The sequence below is a fragment of the Actinokineospora guangxiensis genome (assembly GCF_042657845.1).
GTDB lineage: Bacteria > Actinomycetota > Actinomycetes > Mycobacteriales > Pseudonocardiaceae > Actinokineospora > Actinokineospora guangxiensis.
Genome location: NZ_JBHSKF010000002.1, coordinates 129,973 through 152,646 on the forward strand (window position 1 = coordinate 129,973; position 22,674 = coordinate 152,646).

Below are 22,674 nucleotides of genomic sequence, written 5' to 3' on the forward strand. Positions count from 1 at the left end.
TAGCCCCTGCCGTGGACAATGCCGGACGTGGAGTCGGTGGGCAGCGAGCAGGTGTACGCGAACGCCTGGATGAGCGTCCGGGAGGACGCGATCCGGCGGGCGGACGGCAGCGCGGGGATCTACGGCGTGGTGGACAAGCCGGACTTCGCGCTGGTGATCCCCCTCGACGGCGACCGGCTGATGCTGGTCGAGCAGTTCCGCTACCCGCTCGGGGTGCGCCGCTGGGAGTTCCCGCAGGGCACCGCGCCCGACCGCGCCGACCTGCCGCCGCGGGAGCTGGCGGCCCGCGAGCTGCGCGAGGAGACCGGGCTGGTCGCGGGCGTGATCACCCGACTCGGTGACCTCGACTGCGCGCCGGGGATGACCAGCCAGCGCGGCAACGTGTTCCTGGCGACCGACCTCGTCGAGGGCGACGCGCAGCGGGAGCTGGAGGAGCAGGACATGCGGGCGGCGTGGTTCGGCCGCGCCGAGTTCGAGGCCATGGTCCGCAAGGGCGAGATCGTGGACTCGCAGTCCCTGGCCGCCTACGCCCTCCTGCTGCTGCACGAGGCCCACCACACGAATCAGCGCTGATCAGCGCAGGTCGGCCGTCGTGCTCAGGCGGATGTGCGCGTCCACCCACGGCGTGACCTCGGGACTGCCTCCCCAGGACGTCAGCGCCTCGGCGCAGCGGGCGAGCCCGATGCCCGCCAGCGCGTCGGCGGTGTCGCGGACCCGGTCGGGGTAGGTCGGCGGGAGGTGGCCGATGCCGCGGTGGGCGGACTCGGCCAGCAGGGTCAGGGCGTCGGAGAGCGGGTCGGCGGGCGCGGTGCCGCTGGGGTGCAGGGTCGCGGTGTCGGCCGGGGCGAGGTCCAGGGCGACCGGGCCGGAGGCGGTGAGCAGCCCGAGCGGGGTGATCTCCAGGCCGCCGCGCACCCGGCGGACCGGGCCGCTGACGCAGCGCGGCGTGTCGCGCAGGGCGTGGACGAGGGAGTCCAGGGCGGCGGGGGCCTCGGCGCGGTGGGTGAGGGTGATGGTGGCGCTCGCGCCGTCCGGGGTGTGGACGGTGGCGGTGACGCGCTGGGCGCCGGGGTGGTAGTCGACGTCGCCGACCGAGGCGATCGGGACGACGCGCACGTGCTCGGCCTCGATCCGGGCGCGGACCAGCCGCGGCGGCAGGTCGGCCAGCTCGGCCAGCAGCGCACCGACGTCGCGCACGAGCAGCGGCTCCGGCAGGTCCAGCCACGCCTCGGCCAGCGGGGTCACCGAGGTGCGGGCCAGCGTGCCCGCCGAGAACCGCACCACGCGGCTGGCGCTGCGCACCGCGGCCTCGCTCACCACGTTGCCCATCGCCAGGTCCGCCAGCCGGGCCCCGCCGACGCGGCGGGAGCTGATCTTGTCGTCCACCCGGGTGACGCGGTGGCGCAGGACCAGCACGCCCGCGTTGGCGGGGTGGGCGAGGAAGACCTCGACGGTGTCCGGGCCGAGCCGGGCGCCGAGGCCGACCAGGCGGACCTGCTTGAGCGGGGTCCGCGCGGGCTCCTCGGTGCCCAACGCGCGCGCCGATGGCGGAACGCGGTGGCGGGCGTGCAGCTCGGTGATCAGCTCGGCGACGCGGCGCGGGTCGTGGGCCGCGGAGCGCTCGGTGTAGGCGGTGAGCTGCTCGACCAGGTCCTCGGTGGCGGCGGCGGGCCAGCGCAGGCCCGCCTTCTCCATGGCGTCCTGCTCGCGGCGCAGGGCGGCGACCAGCACCTCGTTCGCGCTGCTCACCCCGCCGACCAGCAGGTCGGCGGCGACGTCGAGGACACCGCGGACACCGAGGACACCGCCGGAGGTGCCCGCGGGGGCGCTCGCCCCGATGTCGACGGTGGTGTCGGCTTCGCCGGGGTGCTGCTCGTCGGCGGCGCGGAAGGCCCACACGGCGAGGATCACCAGCTCGGCGCGGGCGGACTCGCGCGCGTCGCAGTCGATGTAGGACAGGTCGCCGGGGACCAGGAAGCGCACCGTCGCGGCGGCCATCTCCGCCAGGAGCGGATCGCGGCGGACGCGGGCGGTGTAGCCGGCCGAGTGGGCGCGGCGGGCCGCCTTGAGCGCGCGGGCGCCGAAGCGCTCGGTCAGCTCGTCGTCGGAGACCGAGCCGGGGGACCACGTCACGGTCTCGGCGGGCGCGCCGGTCTCCTGGAAGGCGAGCACGGCGGCGATGCGGTGCCTGCACACCCCGGGCGCGCCGCAGGTGCACGTGCCGCCCTCCAGGCCGACGCCCGGCGGGAGCACCGCGCGCGTGCCGTCGCCGAACACGGCGGTGACGGTGTCCTCCACACAGGACACCTCGGCGGTGGCGGCCTCCTTGGCGGCGCGCTTCACCAAGCCCTTGTTGGCCAGCGACGCCAGGGCGTCCTGGGTCAGGGCGAGCAGGTCGGGGCGGCTCACCGGCCGATCCTCTCGGCGACGAACTCCGCGAGCTGCCCCGGGGTCATCGCGCCGACGTGCGCGCCGACGTCGGCCAGGCGCTGGGCCAGCTGGCGGTCGTAGGTGGGGACGGCGTCCTCGTCCAGCGCGGCCAGGCACAGCACGTGCGTCCCCTGCTCCACCAGGCCTTTCACCGTGCGGACGAGGTTGTGCTCGTCGCCGCCCTCGTAGAAGTCGGAGACGATCGCCACGATCGCCCGGCGCGGGCTCTCGACCAGTCCGGCGCCGTAGCGGGTGGCGCGGGCGATGTCGGTGCCGCCGCCGAGCTGGACCTTCATCAGCAGCTCCACCGGGTCGCTGACGTCGGAGGTGAGGTCGGCGATGTCGGTGTCGAAGGCGATGAGGTGCGTGCGCAGGCCCGGCACCCCCCACAGACAGGACGCGGTGACCGCGGAGTGGATCACCGAGCCCGCCATCGACCCGGACTGGTCGACCAGCAGCACCAGCTGCCACGGCTCGACGTGCTTGCGGGTGCGGGACTGGAAGCGGGTGTGCTCGATGAGCACCTTGCGCGACTCGGGCTGGTAGTGCTTGAGGTTGGCCTTGACCGTGCCGCGGAAATCGAAGTCGCGGGCGATCTTGAACTGCGACGGCTTGCGCACCCTGGTGCCCGTCATGCTGCGCTTGACCTCCACCGCCATCTTCTCCACCAGCTGCCGCACCACCTCGGCGACGAGCTTCCTGGCCAGCGACAGCACCTCGGGGTTCATCAGGTGCTTGGTGCGCAGGACCGCGCGCAGCAGCGCCGGGTTGGGCTCGACGCGGGCGAGCACGTCCGGGTCGGTGACGACCTCGTGGATGTCGTAGCGCTCGACCGCGTCGCGCTCCAGCCGCTCGACGGTCTCGCGCGGGAAGAGCCGGTGCACGTCGTCCAGCCAGTCCACAGTGGTCAGCTGCGAGCCCTCGCCGCCCGCGCCGCGCACCCCGCGCTGGGCCAGCCCGGGGTCGCGCCCGTAGAGCCAGGACAGCGCGGAGTCCCGGGCCGCGGTGTCGGCGTCGAGGTCGGCGACCCCCGACGCGGGCACGCCCAGCACCAGCCGCCAGCGCTCCAGGTCCGATGTCACAGCAGCCCCGCTTTCGCCAGTGCCCGGTCGACGGCTTCCTCCACGGCGCGCCCCTCGGCGACCGCGACCGGGTCGGCGCGCAGCCGCAGCAGCGACCGCGCCGACCCGGTGAGCGCGCGGCGGCGCAGCAGCCCGGCCGCGATGGACTCCCGCTCGGCGGGCGGGAAGAACTCGAACGCCTGCCGCAGCGCGGGCAGGGCGACGAGGAAGTCGTGCTCGGTCATCGCCGCGACGATCCCGTCGAGCGCGGCGAGCAGCACCTCGTCGTCCAGGACCTCCTCGCGCGCCACGGCGAACAGCCCCGCCAGCCAGTCGCCGACGGTGGCCGCCTCGCGCGGGACGGCGTCCGCGGCGTGCACGTCCGCGCCGAGCGCGCGGCCCAGGCCCAGCGCCGCCCCGCGCAGGTCGGGCGGCACGTCGGAGGCCGCGGCCACCCGGGCGGCGACGCCGATGGCGACCTCGGCCCGCACCCCGGCGACCGAGGGCGCGTGCCGCACCGCGTCGCGCACGGCGGCGACGGCGGCCAGGCGCGCGGGCTCGGCCGGTCCGGGACCGCCGCGCACGCCCTCCACCAGCCACAGCGCCCGCGGGGTCGCGGCGGTGATCACGGCGGCGGCGAGCGGGCCGCCCGCCGCGCCGAGCAGCCGGTCGTGGCGCCAGAGCCCGACCGCGGTCGCCAGCGCCGAGCCGACGGCGGCCAGGTCGCGGGTGTCGGCGACCTGCTCGGCCAGCGCGGCCCCGAGCTGGTCGGCGACCGCGCCCAGGCCGCACAGCACCGCGTCGAACAGGGTCGTGGCCAGCGCGCCGACCCCGACCGCGCCGGAGAGCGCCGAGGCGACCGCGTCGGCCAGGGTCGCGCCGTGCGCGGCGGCCTCGATGAGGGCGGGCAGGCGCAGGTCGGAGGGGTGCAGCCGCCACCGCTCCACCGCCACCGGGTCGCCCCCGCCGACCGGTCCGCCGACCCGGGTGAACCCCGGCACGCGCAGCACCCGCAGCCGGTTGAGGACCCGGCTGCGCTCGGCGTCGGCGGCCAGGTCGACGACGACCTCGCCCGCGCCGTCGAGGCCGTGCTGGACCAGCAGGCCGGTGACCTCGGCCAGCAGCGGCGGCGCGGGCGTCGACGGGTGCAGGACGCCGACCCGCTCGCCGGTGAGCGCGGCGACCATCTCCACCACGACCGGGTGCGTGCCCGGGGCGAGCGTGCCGCGCGATGTCCACGGCGGCGGCTGGTCGAGACCGTCGGAGACCAGCGCGCTGACCAGCCCGTCGAGCACGTCGGTGCGGGCCGGCTCGGGGTGCCCGCGCAGGGCGGCCAGCCCGGTGGCCATCGTGCGCGCGGCGATCAGGTCGGCGGTGGAGACGACCTGGCCGCGCCCGCGCAGCCGGGTCACCACATCGCCGACGAGCCCGCGGGCGGCCTCGGCCGCGCCGGACTCCCAGAGGCGCTGGTAGTAGCCGGGCGAGGGCATGCCGGACTGGTAGCCGGTGAAGGCGTCCAGGCGCTGGTGGGAGTACGGCACCAGGTAGCTGCCGCCCTCCTCGGCCTGCGGGACCTCGGGCCAGCCGGTCGCGCCGTCGTCCTCGGCGCACAGCGCGACCAGCGCGGGCCGGTGGAAGCCGCCGGTCACCACGAGGACGGGGCCCTCGCCGGTGCGCAGCGCGGCGCGCACCCAGCGGGCCATGTACGCCTCGCGGGCGGTGTCGGTCTCGCCGGCGTCGGCTTCGCCGCGCACCAGGTCGAAGTAGGTGACCAGCCGCTCGGCCAAGCGCTCATCGGGGTGCGCCTCGACCATGTGGTCCCAGAGCACATCGACGTTGTCCACGGAGAACGCCCTGCACAGCACGTCCATCGCCTCGGCGTAGCGGCGCTCGGCGTCGGCGTAGCGGTTGGTGTCGGTGAACGCCTTGTGCCAGGCCGGGTAGTCGATGAACCGCACCTGCGCGCCCGCGGCGTGGCCCCTGGTCAGCGCGATCCACTCCGGCGAGTAGTCGCAGAACGGCGACCACGACATGTGCTCGCCGCGCACATAGCTGAAGATCGCGACGGGCGGCTCGTGGCCGAGCAGCAGGTCCGCGACCGGGAAGTCGGCGGGCCCCTCGATCAGCACGTGCGCCGGGCGCAGCTCGTCGATGACCTTCGCGACCAGCCGCGCGCACGCCGGGCTGTGGTGGCGGACGCCGACGAAGACGGCGTCCGCGGGCCAGACCGCTTTCATCCGGTCAGTCGTCATCCGGGCAGCCGCATGCGCGCCCGGTGCAGCTCAGCCCAGTGCGCGCCGCCGCGCCGCGGGACCTGCTGCTCCAGGTAGCGGCGCAGCTTGGCGAGGTCGTCGGCGTTGTCCTTGGCCGCGGTCCCGGCCAGGCACTCCACGACGTCCTCCGGCGAGCCGGGCTCGCCACGCAGGTACCAGCCGCGCAGGCCGACGGCGTGCGCCACCGACACCGCCTCGGCGGTGCTCATCACCGTGGACAGCCGCTCGCCGCCCGAGCGCAGGTCGCGGAAGGCGGTGACCAGCACCTCCATCACTTCAGGGCGCTGCGCCACCGGCACCCCGGAGCGGGTCAGCAGCGCCGCCGCCTCGCGCTCGACCAGCGACAGCTCGGTCGCCAGGTCCGGGATGGGGAAGACGGTCTCGAAGTTGAACCGGCGCTTGAGCGCGGCGCTCATCTCGTTGACGCCGCGGTCGCGGGAGTTGGCCGTGGCGATGATGTTGAAGCCCTCGCGGGCGAACACCATCGAGTCCTCGCCCTCCAGCTCCGGGATCGCGATGACCCGGTCCGACAGCGGCGACAGGAGCGTGTCCTGCACCTCCAGCGGGCAGCGGGTGATCTCCTCGAAGCGCACCAGCCTGCCCTCGGCCATGCCGCGCAGCAGCGGCGCGGGCACCAGCGAGCGGGTCGACGGGCCCTCGGCGACCAGCAGCGCGTAGTTCCACGAGTAGCGGATGTGGTCCTCGGTGGTGGCCGCGCCGCCCTGGATGGTCAGCGTCGACTCTCCGCTGACCGCCGCCGCGATCAGCTCCGAGAGCAGCGACTTGGCCGTGCCGGGCTCGCCGACCAGCAGCAGGCCGCGGTTGGTGGCCAGGGTGATCAGCGCGCGGTCGACCAGCGAGGGGTCGCCGACGAACTTGCGCGGCACGTCGCGCGCCGGGTCGCCGACGATGAAGCGGCGGGCGGCGTCGACGCTCATCGCCCAGCCCGGCGGGCGCGGCGCGGGGTCGTCGGCGCGCAGCCGGGCCAGCTCGTCGGCGAAGCGGACCTCGGCGGGCGGGCGCTGCTGGTCGGTCGTCTTGGCGGTCACTTGCCGAACACCTCGTTCAGGTCGGCGATCAGCTCGGACTCGACCACCGGGTCGAGCGAGGCGAAGGTGTGCGCGGAGCGGTTGGCCCCCCAGTAGTAGCCCTGGCCGGAGGAGTCGATGTAGACGGCGCGCACCTCCTGGTCCGGCAGCGCCATCACGTCGCCGACGGCGATGCCCGGGTCCAGGTCGACCACGACCACGCGGCCGTCGGCCAGCGGCTTGAGGATCCACGGCTCGACACCGGCGTCCTGCGGGGTGCCGCGCTCCCAGCCGCGGCGCACCAGCGTGAGCACGCGGCCGGTGCTGGCCTTGCCGTTCTCGAAGCGCTTGAGATCGGTGGCGGCGCGCTCGTCGTCGGTCAGCGCGTGCATGGGCCTGCCCAGCTGCGGGAAGGGCTGCAGGATCTCGTAGTCGGCGAACACCTCGGCCCACGCGGCCAGCGACTCGCCCAGGTGCAGCGGGTGGGCGACGCCGATCACCGCGCCCTCGGGGAGGGTGAAGGTCTCGTCGTCGGAGTCGGCGAGGCTGCGGTCCTCGGCGACGCGGAAGCCGACGGCGCCGTCTTCGGTGTAGGCGGCCCAGACGAGCCTGCGGACCACGTGCCACAGCAGCGGGTGGGCGACGAACAGCTCGCTGAACTCCTCGGCGCTCCACCGCCGCAGGGTGACCATCGCCTGCTCCAGGCGGCGGATCTGGTCGGCGGCGACGGCCTTAACGTCCTTCTTCAGGCCGCTGAAGCGCTTGTAGGCGTCCGGGGCCAGGTCTTGGTCGTCCTTGGCCGAGGGCTTGGGCAGCACCTTGCGCGGTGTGCCGTCCATGTCGGACACGAACGGCTTGAGCTGCTCGTCGAAGCCCACGGTGAACTGGCGCGGGCCGTAGTCCAGCACCATGCTGCCGTCGGCGGAGAGGCCGAAGTCCGGCACCAGGCGGTCGGCCAGCTGCTCGGCGGAGAGGTTGAGGTCGGCGGCCAGCTGGGCGATCTTCTCCTGCGCGTGGTGCTTGAGGCCGGCGAACTTGACCTTCTGCGCGATGCTGTTGAGGTTGAGCAGGGCGACATCGGTGCCGATGTCGGTGAGCACGTCCAGCCCGGCGACGGCGCGCGCGTGCCCGCCCTCCCCCGGCCAGGCGCGGATCAGCGGGGCCAGCGAGCGGACGACGTCGTCGTCGCCGAGGAGGCCGAGGGCGGCCATGACCCAGCTGTCCTTGGACGGGTAGCCCGCTGCCTGCCACCGCTGGAAGAGCCCCCAGGCGAAGGCCGAGAGCGACTGTGGTGCGCACGCCTCCTTGACCTGCTCCATGCCCGCGTAGGGCTCGCCCGTCTTGCCGATGGCCAGCATCGTGAGCAGGTCGGCGGTGCGGTTCAGCGGCAGCGCGTACTGCCCGCCTGCGAGCCGGACCTGCGGGAGCAGCGCCGGGTCGGCCCACTCGCCCACCTTGGGCAGCCGGGCGGGCAGCTCGGTCAGCGGGTCGCGGGCCAGCAGCGCGCCGATGCCCGCGCGGGCCTGCGGGACGACCTCGGCCAGCACCGCGTCGTCGCCGAGCTGGCGGGCGAGCAGGCGCAGAGCGGACTCCGCCGCCGAGCGGGCCTTGGCGTCCGCGCCGAGGGCGGCGGGCACCAGCAGCGGGACGGCCGTGGCGCCGTGCCGGGCGAAGTACGCGATGGCGTGCCTGCGCAAGCCTTTGCGCCGGAGGTGGAACTCGGCCATGAGCGCGACGACGCCCGCGTCCAGCATCGGCATGAGCGGGGTGACCCCCGACGGCGACGGATCGCGCGAGACCGCGTCCAACAGCATGTCGAGCACGTCGGTCTCGAACTTGCCGACCAGCGCGCAGCCCCAGTCCTCGAAGCCCCACCGGTAGCCGGGGCTCCATCCGGGCAGCAGCGGCCTGGCCAGCTCCTCCGGCGCGCTCAGCACGATGCGCAGCTGCTCGTAGTAGTGGTTCGGGCTTTGCTTGGCCTTCAGCCTCTCGATGACCGACGGCCAGGATTCGCCGCGCGGGTCGTGGCGGTAGCGGCCTGCCAGCGCGGTCCACTGCGCGCGCTCGCCATCGGCCCAGCGCATCGCCCTCGTCGCCGGGACGGGCAGCTCGACGCGGACCGGCTTCTCCTTCGAGCGCGGCCGGGTCCACGGCGGGGTGGCGAGCACGTCGGGGAGCAGGTCGGCGGGGGCATCGGGCAGGCGCTCGGTGGCGGCGAGGGCGGCCTCGACCCTGGCCCGTTCCCTGGCGTCCAGCTCGACGCCGCTGTCGGGGTGGGCGAGGTCGGGGTGGGTGACCAGGTGGGCGCGCAGCAGGGCATCGGCGGTCGGGGTGGTGCGGCGGGCCAGCAGGCGCACGGCGCGACGCGGGTAGCGCTTCATGGCGTCGAGCACCACGGGCTGGACGTACTTCTCGTCCAGGCGGTCGAGCAGCAGGTCGAAGGCCTGGTCGGTGGGCAGGTCGCCGAGGACGGAGAGCAGCTTGCGGGTGAAGTCGGCGTCGGCCTGCTGGAGGTGGCCGACCAGCGCGGGCGCGATGGCCGGGCCGATCGCGGCGACCAGGGTGGGCAGGGCGCGCGGCTGGCGGGCCAGGTCCCAGGTCGACAGGTGCGGCTCCAGCTGGGCGAACTGCTCCGGGGTGCGCAGCGCGCAGAGCGTCATCCACAGCTCGCTGGTGCGCGAGTTGCCGCCCTGGGCGGCCTCGGCGCACGCCTCGTCCACCCACGCGTCCTCGGTGGGGGCCAGGAACGCGGCGACGACCCGCTGGGCCTGGGTCGCGCGGCGCTCGCCGATGGCGGCCACACCCGCGGCGTAGTCCTCGGCCGAGGCCAGCGCGGAGCGGACCTTGAGCACCGCGGGCTCGCCGGTCCACGACCAGCCCAGGCCCTCGTCGTCGCGCCTGCGGCGCATGTGCAGGCCTTCGCGGCCGTTCTGGCTGAAGGCGACGCCCGCCATCTCCACGCACGCCGCGGCGGCGAAGACGGTCCCGTGCCGGGCGATCCAGCCCGCGCCGACGTGGCTCATGGTGTCGGTCCTGCGCCAGTTGACCCGGGTGCCGATCGCGGCGGCGACGACCGCGGCGCCGAGCGGGTCGGGGTCGCGCGCCAGGTACCGCTCGGCGGCGGCGCGCAGGTCGGGCTCGGTGCGCGCGTGCTTGATGATCGCGCGGACGGTGGAGCTGTCCTTGGCGAGGACGTCGTCGAAGGCGGCGTCGGCCTGCGGGTCGGGGCGGCGCTTGGCCGGGCCGCGGTCGTGGCGGGGCAGGACCTGCTTGGCCAGGCCCGGGGAGAGGATGAACGCGTCCTCGTCGGCGGGGGCCGGGGGTGCCGCGGGCGTCGGGGCGGATTGGGCCGAACGGGTGGACGCGACTGGTTCGAGTGGACGAACCTCGGTCTCCGGCGCGCCGGTCTCCTTGTAGCCCTTGCGCTTCTTCTCGGCGACCTGCTTGTCGAGGAAGGACCGGGCGGATTCGTCGTCGGCGAAGTCCTTGTCCTTGGTCTGCCCGGCGGTGCCGATGCGTCCCCAGCGGACGGTCACCGACGTGCCGTTCTGCTGCCCTTCCCAGAACTTCGCCGATCCGCCTTCGACGTACTCCAACCGCACCCGGGACTCCTTCCGCCCACTTCGTTGCGAGGCGAACGGTAACCGGCGGCACCGACAGCCGACGAGTTATCCACAGGCTGTGATGTTCCTGTGGCCTCAGCCCCGCACCCGGGTAGAGGATGGGGTCACCGAAGCCGGACGATCGGAAGAGGCAGACGATGCGAAATCCGCGCCGTACAGCGGTTCTCACAGCGGCCTTACTGGTGACAGGCGTGCTGGCGGCCACCCCGGCCGCCGCCGCGCCCGCCCCGTCGAGCGCCTACGCCACGGGCTGGGGCGGCGCGGTCGTCTCCGACACCGTGGAGGCGACCCAGGCGGGCATCGCCGTGCTGCGCCGCGGCGGCACGGCGGCCGACGCCGCGGTGGCCGTCGGCGCCGTGCTCAACGTGACCGACCCGATGATGACCGGCATCGGCGGCGGCGGGTACTGGGTGCACTACGACGCCCGCACCCGCAAGGTCTCCACCATCGACGGCCGGGAGACCGCGCCCCGCGCGGCGGACCAGAACCTGTTCATCGACCCGGCGACGGGCCAGCCGTATCCGTTCGACCAGGCGGTGACCAGCGGCCGGTCCGTCGGCACGCCCGGCGTGCTGGCCACCTGGGAGCGCGCCCTGGACAAGTGGGGCCGCTTCGACCTCGACGAGCTGCTGCAGCCGGCGATCCGGGTCGCCGACCGCGGCTTCCCGCTGACCCCGACCCTGCGCGGGCAGATCGCCTCCAACGAGGCCCGCTTCCGCCAGTTCGACTCGACCGCGGAGCTGTTCCTGCCCGGCGGCGCGGTGCCCGAGGTCGGCACGATCATGCGCAACCCCGATTTGGCCGACACCTTCCGCGAGATCGCCCGCCACGGCACCCGCTCCTTCTACGGCGGCCCGATAGCCCGCGACACGGCGGCGGCGGTGCAGAACCCGCCCTTGGCCGACGACGCCACCATCACCCCGCCCAAGGGCCTGCTGTCGACGCGCGACTTCAAGGACTACCGCACGATCGACCGCAAGCCCACGCACGTGAGCTACCGCGGCTACGACGTCTACGGCATGGCACCGTCCTCCAGCGGCGGCATGACGGTCGGCATGGCGCTCAACAGCCTGGAGCGCTTCAACCTGGGCTCGATGCCCCGCGACGCGGCGCTGCACCACTACCTGGAGGCCAGCAAGCTCGCCTACGCCGACCGCAACCGCTACATCGGCGACCCGGCCTTCGTGGACGTGCCCCAGCGCGAGCTGCTCAAGGAGTCCTACGGCCGCGCCCGCGCCTGCCTGATCGACCCCATCCGCGTCCTCCCGGCCCCGGCGGCCCCCGGCAACCCCCACGGCCCGAACGTCTGCACCCCACCCCCGCCCGGCGCCGCCACCCCGGAGCCGGAGGTGCACACCACCCACTTCGTGGTCTCCGACGCCCGCGGCAACGTGGTCTCCTTCACCAACACCATCGAGATGGTGGGCGGCAGCGGCATCGTCGTCCCCGACCGCGGCTTCCTGCTGAACAACGAGCTCACCGACTTCAACTTCACCCCCACCCAGGGCAACGCCCCCGACCCCAACCTCCCGGCCGCGGGCAAGCGCCCCCGCTCCAGCATGACCCCCACCATCGTCCTGCGCGACGGCAAGCCCTTCCTGGCCGTCGGCTCCCCCGGCGGCTCCACCATCATCACCACGGTCCTGCAGATCCTGGTGAACCGCATCGACTTCGGCATGCCCCTCACCGAAGCCGTGGCCGCCCCCCGAGCATCCCAGCGCAACTCCCCCACCACCGTCGCCGAACCCGCCTTCATCGCCGCCGCGGCCCCCCTCACCGCCCGCGGCCACGTCTTCACCCCCCAAACCGAGATCGGCGCCGCCGCCGCCCTCGAATTCACCAAACACGGCCAGATCCACGCCGTCGGCGAACCAGTCCGCCGAGGCACCACCCACGCCGCCGTCGTGTTCCCCCACCCCTAACCCCTCCGGTCGCGGCCACCCCCGGGTGGCCGCGACCGCCCTCCCACCCCACGCCACACCCGACCGCCCCCACGCCTTCCTCCCCACCTTCGCCACCCAACCCGCCCTCTTCCCACCCACGCCCCTCCCCGCTTCGCCGTCCACCCCGCGCCCCTCTGCGCCCCTTCCCTCCCCCGCCACCCAACCCGCCTTTCCACCCACGCCTCTCCGCTACCCAAGCCGCGCCCCTCGGCAACACCCCTGCCCACCCCGCTGCCCAGCCCACGCCTCCCTTCGCGACACCTTGTCCCCGCCCCCTCCCGACCCCAGCTCCTTCCGACCTACGCCCTTACCAGCGCACGCCCGCCCGACCCCACGCCCTCCCGACCCCACTCCGCTCCGGCCTCACGCCCTGTCAACCACCCGACCTGGCCATTCCGCCCCAGACCCATCCGACTCCGCACCGCACTCGCCAGCCCGCACATACCGACCCACACCCACCCCAGCTCCGCACCCACACCTACTGGCCCACACACGTCCGACCCCGCCCCCGCTGCCCCCACGTCCACCCAACCCCCCGGCCTCCCAGCCCAGGCCTCTCTGGCCTCCACCTTCTCCGGCTCACAACCTCTCCATCCGCACTTTCCCGCCCGGCACATCCCGGCCAAACGCCTTCCAGCCCCCGCCAGCCGGCCCACGCATCGCTCCCTCAACGCCCACCCTCCACCTCGCCCACCCTCCACCTCGCCCACCCGAGGCCCACACGCTCAACGCCGCACGCCCCACCCGCACCGCCATGACACCGCCCACCAGCTCCCAGCCGCCCACACCACGCTCGACGCACACCCATCCCCCCACCCGCTCAGTCACCCACCGCCGCGACGGCTCACTCACGCCGCCTCCCAAAGCTCGGCCCCACCCCAGGTCACCCGCTCCCCCGACAGCCCACGTCCGCACAGCTCAGGCGACGCCGTCCCACTGATCGCCACGCCCACAGCAGCCAGCCCTCGTGCAGGTCCCAGCCGGCCCGTTCACCGTCATGGCCCCTGCCCCAACACCCCGTGGGCTAATCGCTCGTCTCCTCCAGCAGGATCGCGACCGCCCGGTGCTCGTCCACGGGGAAGACCATGATCCGCAGCGACTCGCCGTCCATCGACCGCACCGTCGTCACCCGGATTCCCTCATACCGCAGCCGCGCCACCACCACATCGGCCGCGCGCTGGCTGGGCACGCGGGCGATCTCGCGGAGGACGCCGTAGTCGCGCTTCTGGTCGGTGGCGAACGCCCACTTGAGGACCAAGCCGAGAACTCCGATGACGAGCAGGGAGACCACCATCAGGTACGGCCCGGGGACATCCACCCGTCCATGATGCCCCCTGATTGGCGGCTCGACCGCCCGTAACCCATCCTGGGCACGTCCTGGGATCGGATCGCCTCGATCGGTCCTGTGAGCAATGGCACGGCCACGCCGCGGTTACCCGCCAGTACGCTCCTCCCAGGTGAACGGAGGTTAACCGGTGCCGTACCCCACTGACCGCGACCGGGATCGACCCTGGGTCATGCGGACCTACGCGGGGCACTCGTCCGCGCGCAAGTCGAACGAGCTGTACCGACGCAACCTGGCCAAGGGCCAGACCGGGCTCTCCGTCGCCTTCGACCTGCCCACGCAGACCGGCTACGACCCCGACCACGAGCTCGCCCGCGGCGAGGTCGGCAAGGTGGGGGTGCCGGTCAGCCACATCGGCGACATGCGGACGCTGTTCGACGGCATCCCGCTCGCCGGGGCCAACACCTCGATGACGATCAACGCCACCGCCATGTGGCTGCTGTCGCTCTACGTCACCGTCGCCCAGGAGCAGGCCGAGGCCGAGGGCACCGACTGGCACGAGGTGGTCGCCAAGCTCGCGGGGACCACCCAGAACGACATCATCAAGGAATACCTCTCGCGCGGGACCTACGTCTTCCCGCCCGGTCCCAGCCTGCGGCTGATCACCGACATGGTCGCCTGGACGGTGGCCAACGTCCCCAAGTGGAACCCGATCAACATCTGCAGCTACCACCTGCAGGAGGTCGGCGCGACCCCCGTGCAGGAGGTCGCCTACTCGATGTGCACCGCGATCGCGGTGCTCGACGCGGTGAAGAACTCCGGGCAGGTGCCGCAGGAGCGCTTCGGCGACGTCGTGGCGCGCATGTCCTTCTTCGTCAACGCCGGGGTGCGCTTCGTCGAGGAGATGTGCAAGATGCGGGCCTTCACCGATCTCTGGGACGAGATCACCCGCGAGCGCTACGGCATCACCGACCCCAAGCAGCGGCGCTTCCGCTACGGCGTCCAGGTCAACTCCCTCGGGCTGACCGAGGCGCAGCCGGAGAACAACGTCCAGCGCATCGTGCTGGAGATGCTGGCCGTCTCGCTCTCGCGCAAGGCCCGCGCCCGCGCCATCCAGCTGCCCGCCTGGAACGAGGCGCTGGGGCTGCCGCGGCCGTGGGACCAGCAGTGGGCGCTGCGCATGCAGCAGGTGCTCGCCTACGAGACCGACCTGCTGGAGTACGAGGACATCTTCGACGGCTCGCCGGTCATCCAGGCCAAAGTGGACGAGATCATCGCCGGAGCCAAGGCCGAGATCGACCGCGTCCAGGCGATGGGCGGGGCCGTGGTCGCCGTGGAGAACGGCTACATGAAAACGCAGATGGTCTCCAGCCTGGCCGACCACCGCCGCCGCATCGAGGCGGGCGAAGAGGTCATCGTCGGGGTCAACAGGTTCGAGAGCACCGAGCCGAGCCCGCTGCAGGCGGGCGGGGTGAAGGCGATCGAGACCATCGACCCCGTCGCCGAGCGCGAGGCCGTCTCCGCGATCGGGCAGTGGCGCGGTGAGCGCGACGCCTCGGCGGTCGCCGACGCGCTGAACAGCCTGCGCGACACCGCCAAGTCCGACGTGAACCTGATGGACGCCACCCTGGCCTGCGCCCGCGCGGGCGTGACGACCGGCGAGTGGTCGGCCGCGCTGCGGGAGGTCTTCGGCGAGTACCGCGCCCCGACGGGTGTCGCGGGCGTGTCCGCCTCCGGCGAGGCCGGGGCCGCGCTCGGCGAGGTCCGCGACCAGGTCAAGGCGACCGGCGAGGAGCTGGGCGAGCGGCTGCGGATGCTCGTCGGCAAGCCGGGGCTGGACGGGCACTCCAACGGCGCCGAGCAGATCGCCGTGCGCGCCCGCGACACCGGTTTCGAGGTGGTCTACCAAGGCATCCGGCTGACCGCCGACCAGATCGTCGCCGCCGCCGTGCAGGAAGGCGTGCACGTCGTCGGACTGTCCATCCTGTCCGGTTCGCACCTGGAAGCCGTTCCCGCGGTGGTGGAAGGGCTCAAAGCCGCGGGCGCGGGCGACATCCCGGTCGTGGTGGGCGGGATCGTGCCGCCGGAGGACGCCAAGGTGCTGATGGAATCCGGCGTCGCCCGCGTGTTCACGCCCAAGGACTACGAGATGACGCAGATCATGGCCGAGATCGTGGTCGTGATCCGCGAGGCCAACGGGCTGGTCAGCGCCTGATTCGCGGCATTCGGGTTGACCCCTGACGGAGCAACCCCCTAGGTTCGGTGCTCACACACGGAACTCTGGGCACGCGCGCGAAACGGGGCTGACACGTGATCAATCGGGGCTGGACACGACGGGATCTCTTCCGGAGAACAGCCCTGGCAGGAGCGCTTGTCCTCCCGGTCGCGGCGTGCAGCAAGGTCGCCGAGCCCGGCAACGCGCTGGAAACCGCGCGGCAGAACGGGAAGATCCGCATCGGCATCGCCAACGAGGCCCCCTACGGCTACACCGACGCGAGCGGCAAGGTCACCGGCGAGGCGCCGGAGGTGGCGCGCGCGGTGTTTAAGGCGTTGGGGATCAACGAGGTCGAGGCGGTCGCGACCAACTTCGACGGTCTGATCCCCGGCGTCAACGCCCGCCAGTTCGACATGGTCGCCGCAGGCATGAACATCACCTCGCAGCGCTGCGGCCAGGTCGCATTCTCCATTCCGGACTACACCGCGCTCACCGCCCTGCTGGTGCCCAAGGGAAATCCGGAGGGCGTCACCAGCTTCGCCGACGTGAAGGCGAAGGGCGTGTCGCTGGCGGTGCTGTCCGCGGCGGTGGAGAAGGGCTACGCCGAGGACGCGGGCGTCACCGATGTGCAGACCCTCGACACCCAGGACACGATGCTGCGCGCCGTCGCCGACGGTCGCGTCTACGCCGCCGCGCTGACCGACATCTCGCTCAAGGACCTCGTCAAGAAGAACCCGGACGTCGCCGTCGAGGTCACCGCCGGCTTCGTGCCCACACAGGACGGTCAGGAAGTGGTGTCCGCGGGCGGTTTCGTGTTCCGCTCAGGCGACACCGCGCTGCGCGACGCCTTCAACGCCGAACTGGAGAAGCTGCACGGCAGCGGCGAGTGGCTGCGCATCGCCGAGCCGTTCGGCTTCGGCCAGGACAACATCCCCGGACCCGACCTGACGACCGAGAAGCTGTGCGCGGCCGCCTGATCCCGTGTCCGAGAACCACTCGCGCATAGTCGAGGTCCTGCTCCAAGGCCTCCCGTTCACCCTCGCCGCCACCCTCGGCGGCATCGCGCTGACGATCGCGCTGTCGCTGGCCGCGGGCCTGGCGATGCTGTCGCGGTCGAAGCTCGCGCGCGCGGTCAGCCGGACCTATGTGGAGATCTTCCGCGGCACCTCCGAGGTCGTGCAGCTGTTCTGGTTCTTCTACGCGCTGCCCGTCCTGATCGGCTTCCAGCTCGTGCCGCTGTTCGCCGGCATCGTCGTGCTCGGCCTCAACCACGGCGCCTACGGCGCGGAGATCGTGCGCGGCGCGGTGCGGTCGGTGCCGAAGGCGCAGGTCGAGGGCGCGATCGCGCTGAACCTCTCGCCCGCGCAGCGGATGCGGCGGGTGCTGCTGCCGCAGGCGCTGGTGGAGATGGTGCCGCCGTTCAACAACCTGTTCATCCAGCTGTTGAAGGGCAGCGCGCTGCTGTCGTTCATCCAGGTGCAGGAGATCGTGCAGCGCGGCCAGTCGCTGGTGCCGGTGTTCGGGCCGGACATCGGCTTCATCTACGCCGTCGAACTCGTCCTCTACCTGGTGCTCGCGCTGATGATCACGCTCGTCATGCGGGTGCTGGAGCGCACCTCGGCGCGCCGGGTGGGCCGCACGCCGATGAAGGTGAGGGCGGCGTGAACTGGGACTGGGAGTTCACCTTCTCGGCGATGCCCGGCATCCTGCGCGGCCTGGTGACCACGCTGGAGATCACCGTCCTCGGCGCGCTGCTGGCCTACACGCTGGGCATGGTGTTCGCGCTCGTGCGGCGGGTCCGCTACCTCGGCGTGCTGATGCAGGCGTTCATCGAGTTCGTGCGCAGCACCCCGCTGCTGGTGCAGATCTTCGCGGTGTTCTTCCTGTTCCCGTCGGCGCTGGGCATCCGCATGTCGCCGTTCGTGACCGGCGTGGTGGTCTTCGGCGTCCACTACGCCTGCTACGCCGCCGAGGTCTACCGGGCGGGCATCGACGCGGTGCCCAGGGGCCAGTGGGAGGCCGCGACCGCGCTGAGCCTGCCGCGCCGTCGCGTGTGGACGTCGGTGATCCTGCCGCAGGCGCTGCCGCGGGTGGTGCCCGCGCTGGGCAACTACACGGTCTCGATGCTCAAGGAGACGCCGCTGCTGCTGGCGATCGGCGTCTTCGACCTGGTCAACGCCGCGAAGGGCGAGGGCAGCGAGGCCTACCGGTTCGTCGAGGTGTACACGATCGCCGGTCTGCTGTTCCTGCTGATGAGCTACCCAGCGTCGCTGCTGGTGCGGAAACTGGAGCGCCGTGTCGCACACACCTGAACCGATGGTCGAGTTCGCCGACGTGGTGAAGCGCTTCGGCGACACCACGGTCCTGGACGAGCTGAGCTTCACCGTCGCCCCGGGCGAGTTCGTCTCGCTGATCGGGCCGAGCGGCTCGGGCAAGACGACGATCCTGCGCCTGCTGATGACCCTGGAGCGGGTCACCGAGGGCACCATCTCCGTCGGCGGCGAGCCGCTGTCACACATGCGCCGCGGCGACCGGCTCGTCCCCGCCGACGACAAGCACCTGGCTGCCGCCCGCCGGCGCATCGGCATGGTGTTCCAGCAGTTCAACCTCTTCCCCAACATGAGCGTGCTGCGCAACATCACCGAGGCGCCCATCAGGGTGCTCGGCCAGTCCAGGGCCGAGGCCGAGGAGCGCGCCCGCGAGCTGCTGGACCTCGTCGGCCTCGGCGAGCGCGCCGGGGAGCACCCGTCGCGGCTGTCCGGCGGCCAGCAGCAGCGCGTGGCCATCGCCCGCGCCCTGGCCATGCGCCCGGACGTCCTGCTGCTGGACGAGGTCACCTCCGCGCTGGACCCCGAGCTGGTGGCCGGGGTGCTCGACCTGCTGCGCGACATCGCCACGACCACCGACATCACCTTCCTCTGCGTCACCCACGAGATGGGCTTCGCCCGCAAGGTCTCCGACCGCGTGCTGATGTTCGACCACGGCCGCGTCATCGAGGACGCCCCGCCCGAGCGGCTGTTCACCGCCCCGCGCGAGGAGCGCACCCGCGAGTTCCTGCACGCCGTGCTCGACCGGGACTGATTTCTGCGCCCCGGTGACAAGTTCGGGTGAACGGCGTTGACAGCTCCCGCCCGCCGGGCGACCGTGGGCTGGCTACTTTCGAGTAGCCACCTGTCCCGCGGTTGCGAGGAGATCAGCAGTGGCACTGCGCACGAAGGCGGTCATCGCGGCACTGGCCGTGGCGGCCGGGTTGGTCGCCACCCCGGTCGCCTCGGCGGCGTCGTTCTACGACCCGCCGGGTTCCCTGCCCGCCCGCGACGGCGACGTCGTGCGGTCCGAGCCCGCCGACTTCTACCTCGACCCGCTGAAGCTGCTCAAGGTCGACGCGACGGTCAACCGGGTCATGTACCGGACCACCGACCGCGACGGCACGCCGATCGCGGTGACCGGGACCGTGATCACGCCGAAGGGCCCGTGGATCGGCGTCGGGCAGCGGCCGATCGTCGGCTACGCGGTGGGCACCCAGGGCCTGGGCGATCACTGCGCGCCGTCCCGCCAGCTAGCGATGGGCGGCGAGTACGAGGGCCCGTTCCTCAAGGGCCTGCTGCTGCGTGGCTACGGCGTGGCCATCACCGACTACGAGGGCCTCGGCACGCCCGGCACGCACACCTACGTCAACCGGGTCGTCTCCGGCCGCGCGGTGCTCGACTCGATCCGCGCCGCGCAGCGCCTCCCGCAGGCCGCTCTGCCGGACAGCGGGCCGGTCGCCGTCGCCGGGTACTCCCAGGGCGGCGGCGCGGCCGCGGCGGCCGCCGAGCTGGCCCCCGCCTACGCCCCCGAGCTGAAGTTGACGGGCGTCGCGGCGGGCGCGATCCCGGCCGACCTGCAGAAAGTCGGCGAGAACCTCGACGGCGGCCTCTACTCGGCGTTCCTCGGCTACGCCGCGGTCGGCCTGGCCGCGGGCTACGGCATCGACCTGGACCCGTTCCTCAACGCGCGGGGGCGGGCGATGTTCGCCGAGCTGGAGGACTACTGCACGATCCCGGCCGTCGTCCGGTACGCGCTGACCCGCTCGTCCACCCTGACCGCCGACGGAAAGCCGCTGACCGACCTGCTGAACGAGAACGCCCAGCTCAAGGCCGTCGTCGCCGAGCAGACCCTCGGCACGGTCAAGCCGGGGGTCCCCGTCCTGGTCTCGCACAGCGCGCTGGACGACGTGATCCCGTACTCCGTCGGCCAGAAGGTCGCCCGCGACTGGTGCGCGCGCGGCGCCACCGTCCGCTTCGCCCCCAACCTCGGGCCGACGCACGTCGGCGGGGCCGTCGCCGCCTATCCCGGGGTGTTCGCCTGGCTGGAGGCGCGCTTCGCCGGGCTGCCCGCGCTCAGCACCTGCTAGAGACGCACAGCAGCACGGCCAGCTCGGCGCTGGGATCGCCGGTCCAGAAGAAGTTGACGTTGACCGCGACCTGGCCGACCGCCCACGCGATCGGCTCGGGGACCGCCATCAGCCGCGCCCGGCCCCCGGCGCCCACAGCACGTCCCCGTCGGGGTTGGCGACGCGGCAGAGCACGAACAGCAGGTCCGACAGCCGGTTGAGGTACTTGGCGGCGAGCGTGTTCGTGGTCTCCGGCTCGGCCTCCGCCAGCGCCCACGCGCCGCGCTCGGCGCGCCGGGTGACCGTGCGCGCCTGGTGCAGGAACGCCGCGGCGGCCGTGCCGCCGGGCAGGATGAACGAGGTGAGCTTCGGCAGGCGCTCGTTGAACTCGTCGATCCAGCCCTCCAGCCGCTCGACGTAGGCCTCGGTGATCCGCAGCGGCTCGTACGGCGGGTTCTCCGCGATGGGGGTGCAGAGATCGGCGCCGACGTCGAACATGTCGTTCTGCACGGCCTTGAGCACCGCGGCGACGTCCTCGGCGGGCCGCCCGACGGCCAGCACCAGGCCGATGGCGGCGTTGGCCTCGTCCACATCGGCGTAGGCGGCGAGCCGGGGCGAGGTCTTGGCGACCCTCGTCCCGTCGCCGAGCGCCGTGGTGCCCTTGTCGCCGACCTTGGTGTAAACCCTGGTGATACGAACCGACATGGGCCCGAGCCTACCCACCGGATCAGCCCGCGGCGGGCAGTGTGATCGGGTGCTGGGGCTCGACCGCGTCGGCGGGGTCGGCCGCGATCGGGACGAGGGTGGTCGCCAGCGTCTCGGTCTCGGCGCAGTCGGGGGCGCTCAGGCGCAGCAGCACCCCGGGCTGGACCGACCAGGTGTACTCGCACGAGTCGCCGGTCTCGCGCACCTCGACGGCGGCCCCGGCGACGGTGGCGCCGCCCGGCCGGACGTCCCCGTCGAGCAGCTGGACGCTGTAGCGGGTCTCCCAGCCGCCCTCGACGTCGGCGCGGGCCTGGCAGAGGTCCAGCCCGTGCTGGACCTCGCTGAAGCGGACCGCCAGGTCGCCGAGGTCGGCCCCGGAGCGGGTCAGCGCGGTGCAGGCGTCCAGGTGCGGCGCGGCGACGCGGGGCGGGTCGGCCAGGGCGGTGACGGCCGCCGTGGCGGCCTCGGTCACCTCGGTGCAGGCGGTGCCCGCCGAACTGCCCTGGTAGGTGAACCGGATGACCAGGTCGGCGCCGGCAGGCAGGTCGACCACGCAGCTGTCGTCGAACTTCCTGCGCAGCCCGAGCGAGCCCGCCAGGTCCAGGCGCTCGCCGGTGACCGGGGTGGCCGGGTCGTCCCACACGCCGATGTCCACGCGCAGCGCGTCCCCGGTGAACGCGCCGTCGGCGGTGCAGCGGTGCGGGCCGAGCCGCTCGCCGCCGCCGATCAGCGCGCACGGGTCCAGCGGCCGCAGGGCGGCGACCACCGCGGCCGGGTCGCGCCCGTCAGCGCTCTCCTCGGTGCCGACCGACGGCTGCGAGCAGGCCGCGACGAACAGGGCGACGGGGACGACCAACCAGCGCATGGCGGTCAGGGTATGCAGCCCGACCCTCCGATACGGTCGTTTTCGACCGATTCCCCCGAGGACTACCGTCGGGGGCATGTACCAGCACATCCTGGTCGAACGCGTCGACGACACCGCGCGGATCACCATGAACCGGCCGTCCCGGCGCAACGCGCTCTCCGCCGAACACCTCGGCGAGCTGCTGGCCGCCTTCGGCGAGGTCGCCGAGACCGACGCCACGGGCATCGTCCTGGCGGCCAACGGGCCGGTGTTCTCCGCGGGCCACGACTTCGCCGACGTCGCCGCGCGCGACCTCGACGGCGTCCGCGAGCTGCTGCGGCTGTGCACCGAGGTGATGACCGCGATCCAGCGGGCCCCGCAGGTCGTCATCGCGCGCGTGCACGCGCTGGCCACGGCCGCGGGCTGCCAGCTGGTGGCCTCCTGCGACCTGGCCGTCGCCGCCGACACCGCGGGGTTCGCGCTGCCGGGCGGCAAGGCGGGCTGGTTCTGCCACACCCCCGCGGTCCCGGTGGCCCGCGCGGTCGGCCGCAAGCGCCTGATGGAGCTGGCCCTGACCGGCGACCCGATCGACGCGGCCACCGCCCTGGACTGGGGCATGGTCAACCGGGTCGTCCCCGCGGCCGAGCTGGACGACGCCGTCGCCGACCTGCTGGGCCGGGCCACCCGCGGCAGCCGGGCGAGCAAGGCACTCGGCAAGCGCACCCTCTACGCCCAGCTCGACCGGCCCGAGGCCGACGCCTACGCCGTCGCGCTGGAGGTGATGGCGCAGGCGTCGCAGGAGCCCGCCGCGCGGGAGGGGATGGCGGCGTTTCTGGAGAAGCGGTCCCCGGTCTGGCCGGGGTAGGACGTGCGCGGCGGACGCCCTCAGGTC

At 73.3% G+C, this 22,674-nt stretch carries 18 protein-coding genes; 9 read left to right on the plus strand and 9 right to left on the minus strand.

The genetic code is table 11. The features are described from left to right. Positions 1–69 precede the first annotated feature (69 nt). On the plus strand, positions 70–573 hold the full coding sequence (locus tag ACFPM7_RS04450) for an NUDIX domain-containing protein (RefSeq protein WP_378245001.1): 504 nt from the start codon (positions 70–72) through the stop codon (positions 571–573). On the opposite strand, the gene ACFPM7_RS04455 is transcribed toward ACFPM7_RS04450, so the two are convergent. From ACFPM7_RS04455 to ACFPM7_RS04475, 5 genes are read right to left on the minus strand one after another with little or no spacing between them, the layout of a single operon-like run. Then, the gene (locus tag ACFPM7_RS04455) at positions 574–2,409 is read right to left on the minus strand and encodes a hypothetical protein (protein WP_378244096.1); all 1,836 of its coding nucleotides are present in this window, start codon (positions 2,407–2,409) and stop codon (positions 574–576) included. Next, the gene (locus ACFPM7_RS04460; protein WP_378244097.1) at positions 2,406–3,512 is read right to left on the minus strand and encodes a VWA domain-containing protein; all 1,107 of its coding nucleotides are present in this window, start codon (positions 3,510–3,512) and stop codon (positions 2,406–2,408) included. Before ACFPM7_RS04460 ends, ACFPM7_RS04455 begins: the two co-directional genes overlap by 4 nt. Then, entirely contained in the window at positions 3,509–5,743 is a 2,235-nt protein-coding gene (locus ACFPM7_RS04465; RefSeq protein WP_378244099.1) for a DUF5682 family protein, read from the minus strand. Before ACFPM7_RS04465 ends, ACFPM7_RS04460 begins: the two co-directional genes overlap by 4 nt. Continuing rightward, positions 5,740–6,813, minus strand: a complete 1,074-nt coding sequence (locus tag ACFPM7_RS04470) for an ATP-binding protein (protein ID WP_378244101.1) — start codon at positions 6,811–6,813, stop codon at positions 5,740–5,742. The genes ACFPM7_RS04465 and ACFPM7_RS04470 overlap by 4 nt, the downstream gene beginning before the upstream one ends. Then, complete coding sequence (locus ACFPM7_RS04475; RefSeq protein ID WP_378244103.1) at positions 6,810–10,394, minus strand: DUF4132 domain-containing protein; 3,585 nt, start codon at positions 10,392–10,394, stop codon at positions 6,810–6,812. Before ACFPM7_RS04475 ends, ACFPM7_RS04470 begins: the two co-directional genes overlap by 4 nt. Before the next feature lie 158 nt (positions 10,395–10,552). Here ACFPM7_RS04475 and ggt point away from each other — a divergent pair, with 158 nt between their 5' ends. Then, a complete protein-coding gene (ggt, locus tag ACFPM7_RS04480; RefSeq protein ID WP_378244105.1) occupies positions 10,553–12,337 on the plus strand; it encodes a gamma-glutamyltransferase in 1,785 nt (594 codons plus the stop codon). 1,045 nt (positions 12,338–13,382) lie between these two features. On the opposite strand, the gene ACFPM7_RS04485 is transcribed toward ggt, so the two are convergent. After that, complete coding sequence (locus ACFPM7_RS04485; RefSeq protein ID WP_378244107.1) at positions 13,383–13,676, minus strand: hypothetical protein; 294 nt, start codon at positions 13,674–13,676, stop codon at positions 13,383–13,385. 157 nt (positions 13,677–13,833) lie between these two features. On the opposite strand from ACFPM7_RS04485, the gene ACFPM7_RS04490 reads away from it, so the two are divergent. From ACFPM7_RS04490 to ACFPM7_RS04515, 6 genes are all read left to right on the plus strand, one after another. Further along, on the plus strand, positions 13,834–15,858 hold the full coding sequence (locus ACFPM7_RS04490; RefSeq protein ID WP_378244108.1) for a protein meaA: 2,025 nt from the start codon (positions 13,834–13,836) through the stop codon (positions 15,856–15,858). Positions 15,859–15,953: 95 nt separating this feature from the next. Continuing rightward, positions 15,954–16,835: an ectoine/hydroxyectoine ABC transporter substrate-binding protein EhuB gene (ehuB, locus tag ACFPM7_RS04495; protein WP_378244110.1), complete on the plus strand. Its 882-nt coding sequence runs from the start codon at positions 15,954–15,956 to the stop codon at positions 16,833–16,835. A 4-nt stretch (positions 16,836–16,839) separates the two neighbouring features. Beyond that, positions 16,840–17,523 (plus strand): ectoine/hydroxyectoine ABC transporter permease subunit EhuC, encoded by a 684-nt coding sequence (gene ehuC / locus ACFPM7_RS04500; RefSeq protein ID WP_378244112.1) that lies wholly within the window; start codon positions 16,840–16,842, stop codon positions 17,521–17,523. After that, complete coding sequence (gene ehuD, locus ACFPM7_RS04505) at positions 17,520–18,170, plus strand: ectoine/hydroxyectoine ABC transporter permease subunit EhuD (RefSeq protein ID WP_378244114.1); 651 nt, start codon at positions 17,520–17,522, stop codon at positions 18,168–18,170. Before ehuC ends, ehuD begins: the two co-directional genes overlap by 4 nt. Before the next feature lie 4 nt (positions 18,171–18,174). After that, positions 18,175–18,939 (plus strand): ectoine/hydroxyectoine ABC transporter ATP-binding protein EhuA, encoded by a 765-nt coding sequence (gene ehuA, locus ACFPM7_RS04510; protein WP_378244116.1) that lies wholly within the window; start codon positions 18,175–18,177, stop codon positions 18,937–18,939. A gap of 118 nt (positions 18,940–19,057) precedes the next feature. Continuing rightward, on the plus strand, positions 19,058–20,254 hold the full coding sequence (locus tag ACFPM7_RS04515; protein WP_378244118.1) for a lipase family protein: 1,197 nt from the start codon (positions 19,058–19,060) through the stop codon (positions 20,252–20,254). Here ACFPM7_RS04515 and ACFPM7_RS04520 read toward each other — a convergent pair. Genes ACFPM7_RS04520 through ACFPM7_RS04530 form a run of 3 tightly spaced genes read right to left on the minus strand, consistent with a single transcriptional unit; the run spans position 20,241 to position 21,803 of the window. Beyond that, complete coding sequence (locus ACFPM7_RS04520) at positions 20,241–20,363, minus strand: hypothetical protein (RefSeq protein ID WP_378244120.1); 123 nt, start codon at positions 20,361–20,363, stop codon at positions 20,241–20,243. The genes ACFPM7_RS04515 and ACFPM7_RS04520 overlap by 14 nt on opposite strands. Further along, entirely contained in the window at positions 20,363–20,938 is a 576-nt protein-coding gene (locus tag ACFPM7_RS04525; RefSeq protein ID WP_378244122.1) for a cob(I)yrinic acid a,c-diamide adenosyltransferase, read from the minus strand. The genes ACFPM7_RS04520 and ACFPM7_RS04525 overlap by 1 nt, the downstream gene beginning before the upstream one ends. A 22-nt stretch (positions 20,939–20,960) precedes the next feature. Beyond that, the gene (locus ACFPM7_RS04530; protein ID WP_378244124.1) at positions 20,961–21,803 is read right to left on the minus strand and encodes a hypothetical protein; all 843 of its coding nucleotides are present in this window, start codon (positions 21,801–21,803) and stop codon (positions 20,961–20,963) included. 76 nt (positions 21,804–21,879) lie between these two features. Between ACFPM7_RS04530 and ACFPM7_RS04535 the strand changes: the two genes are divergently transcribed. Beyond that, positions 21,880–22,647 carry an enoyl-CoA hydratase-related protein gene (locus ACFPM7_RS04535; protein ID WP_378244126.1) on the plus strand — a complete coding sequence of 256 codons (768 nt, stop codon included), beginning with the start codon at positions 21,880–21,882 and terminating at the stop codon, positions 22,645–22,647. Positions 22,648–22,674: the final 27 nt, after the last annotated feature.

Excerpts from the sequence above, each read along its gene's own strand:
- ggt (WP_378244105.1), top strand. The coding sequence starts at position 10,553 with ATGCGAAATCCGCGCCGTACAGCGGTTCTCACAGCGGCCTTACTGGTG.
- ACFPM7_RS04530 (WP_378244124.1), bottom strand. The coding sequence starts at position 21,803 with ATGCGCTGGTTGGTCGTCCCCGTCGCCCTGTTCGTCGCGGCCTGCTCG.
- ACFPM7_RS04535 (WP_378244126.1), top strand. The coding sequence starts at position 21,880 with ATGTACCAGCACATCCTGGTCGAACGCGTCGACGACACCGCGCGGATC.
- ACFPM7_RS04465 (WP_378244099.1), bottom strand. The coding sequence starts at position 5,743 with ATGACGACTGACCGGATGAAAGCGGTCTGGCCCGCGGACGCCGTCTTC.
- ehuA (WP_378244116.1), top strand. The coding sequence starts at position 18,175 with ATGGTCGAGTTCGCCGACGTGGTGAAGCGCTTCGGCGACACCACGGTC.
- ACFPM7_RS04450 (WP_378245001.1), top strand. The coding sequence starts at position 70 with ATGAGCGTCCGGGAGGACGCGATCCGGCGGGCGGACGGCAGCGCGGGG.
- ACFPM7_RS04520 (WP_378244120.1), bottom strand. The coding sequence starts at position 20,363 with ATGGCGGTCCCCGAGCCGATCGCGTGGGCGGTCGGCCAGGTCGCGGTC.
- ACFPM7_RS04525 (WP_378244122.1), bottom strand. The coding sequence starts at position 20,938 with ATGTCGGTTCGTATCACCAGGGTTTACACCAAGGTCGGCGACAAGGGC.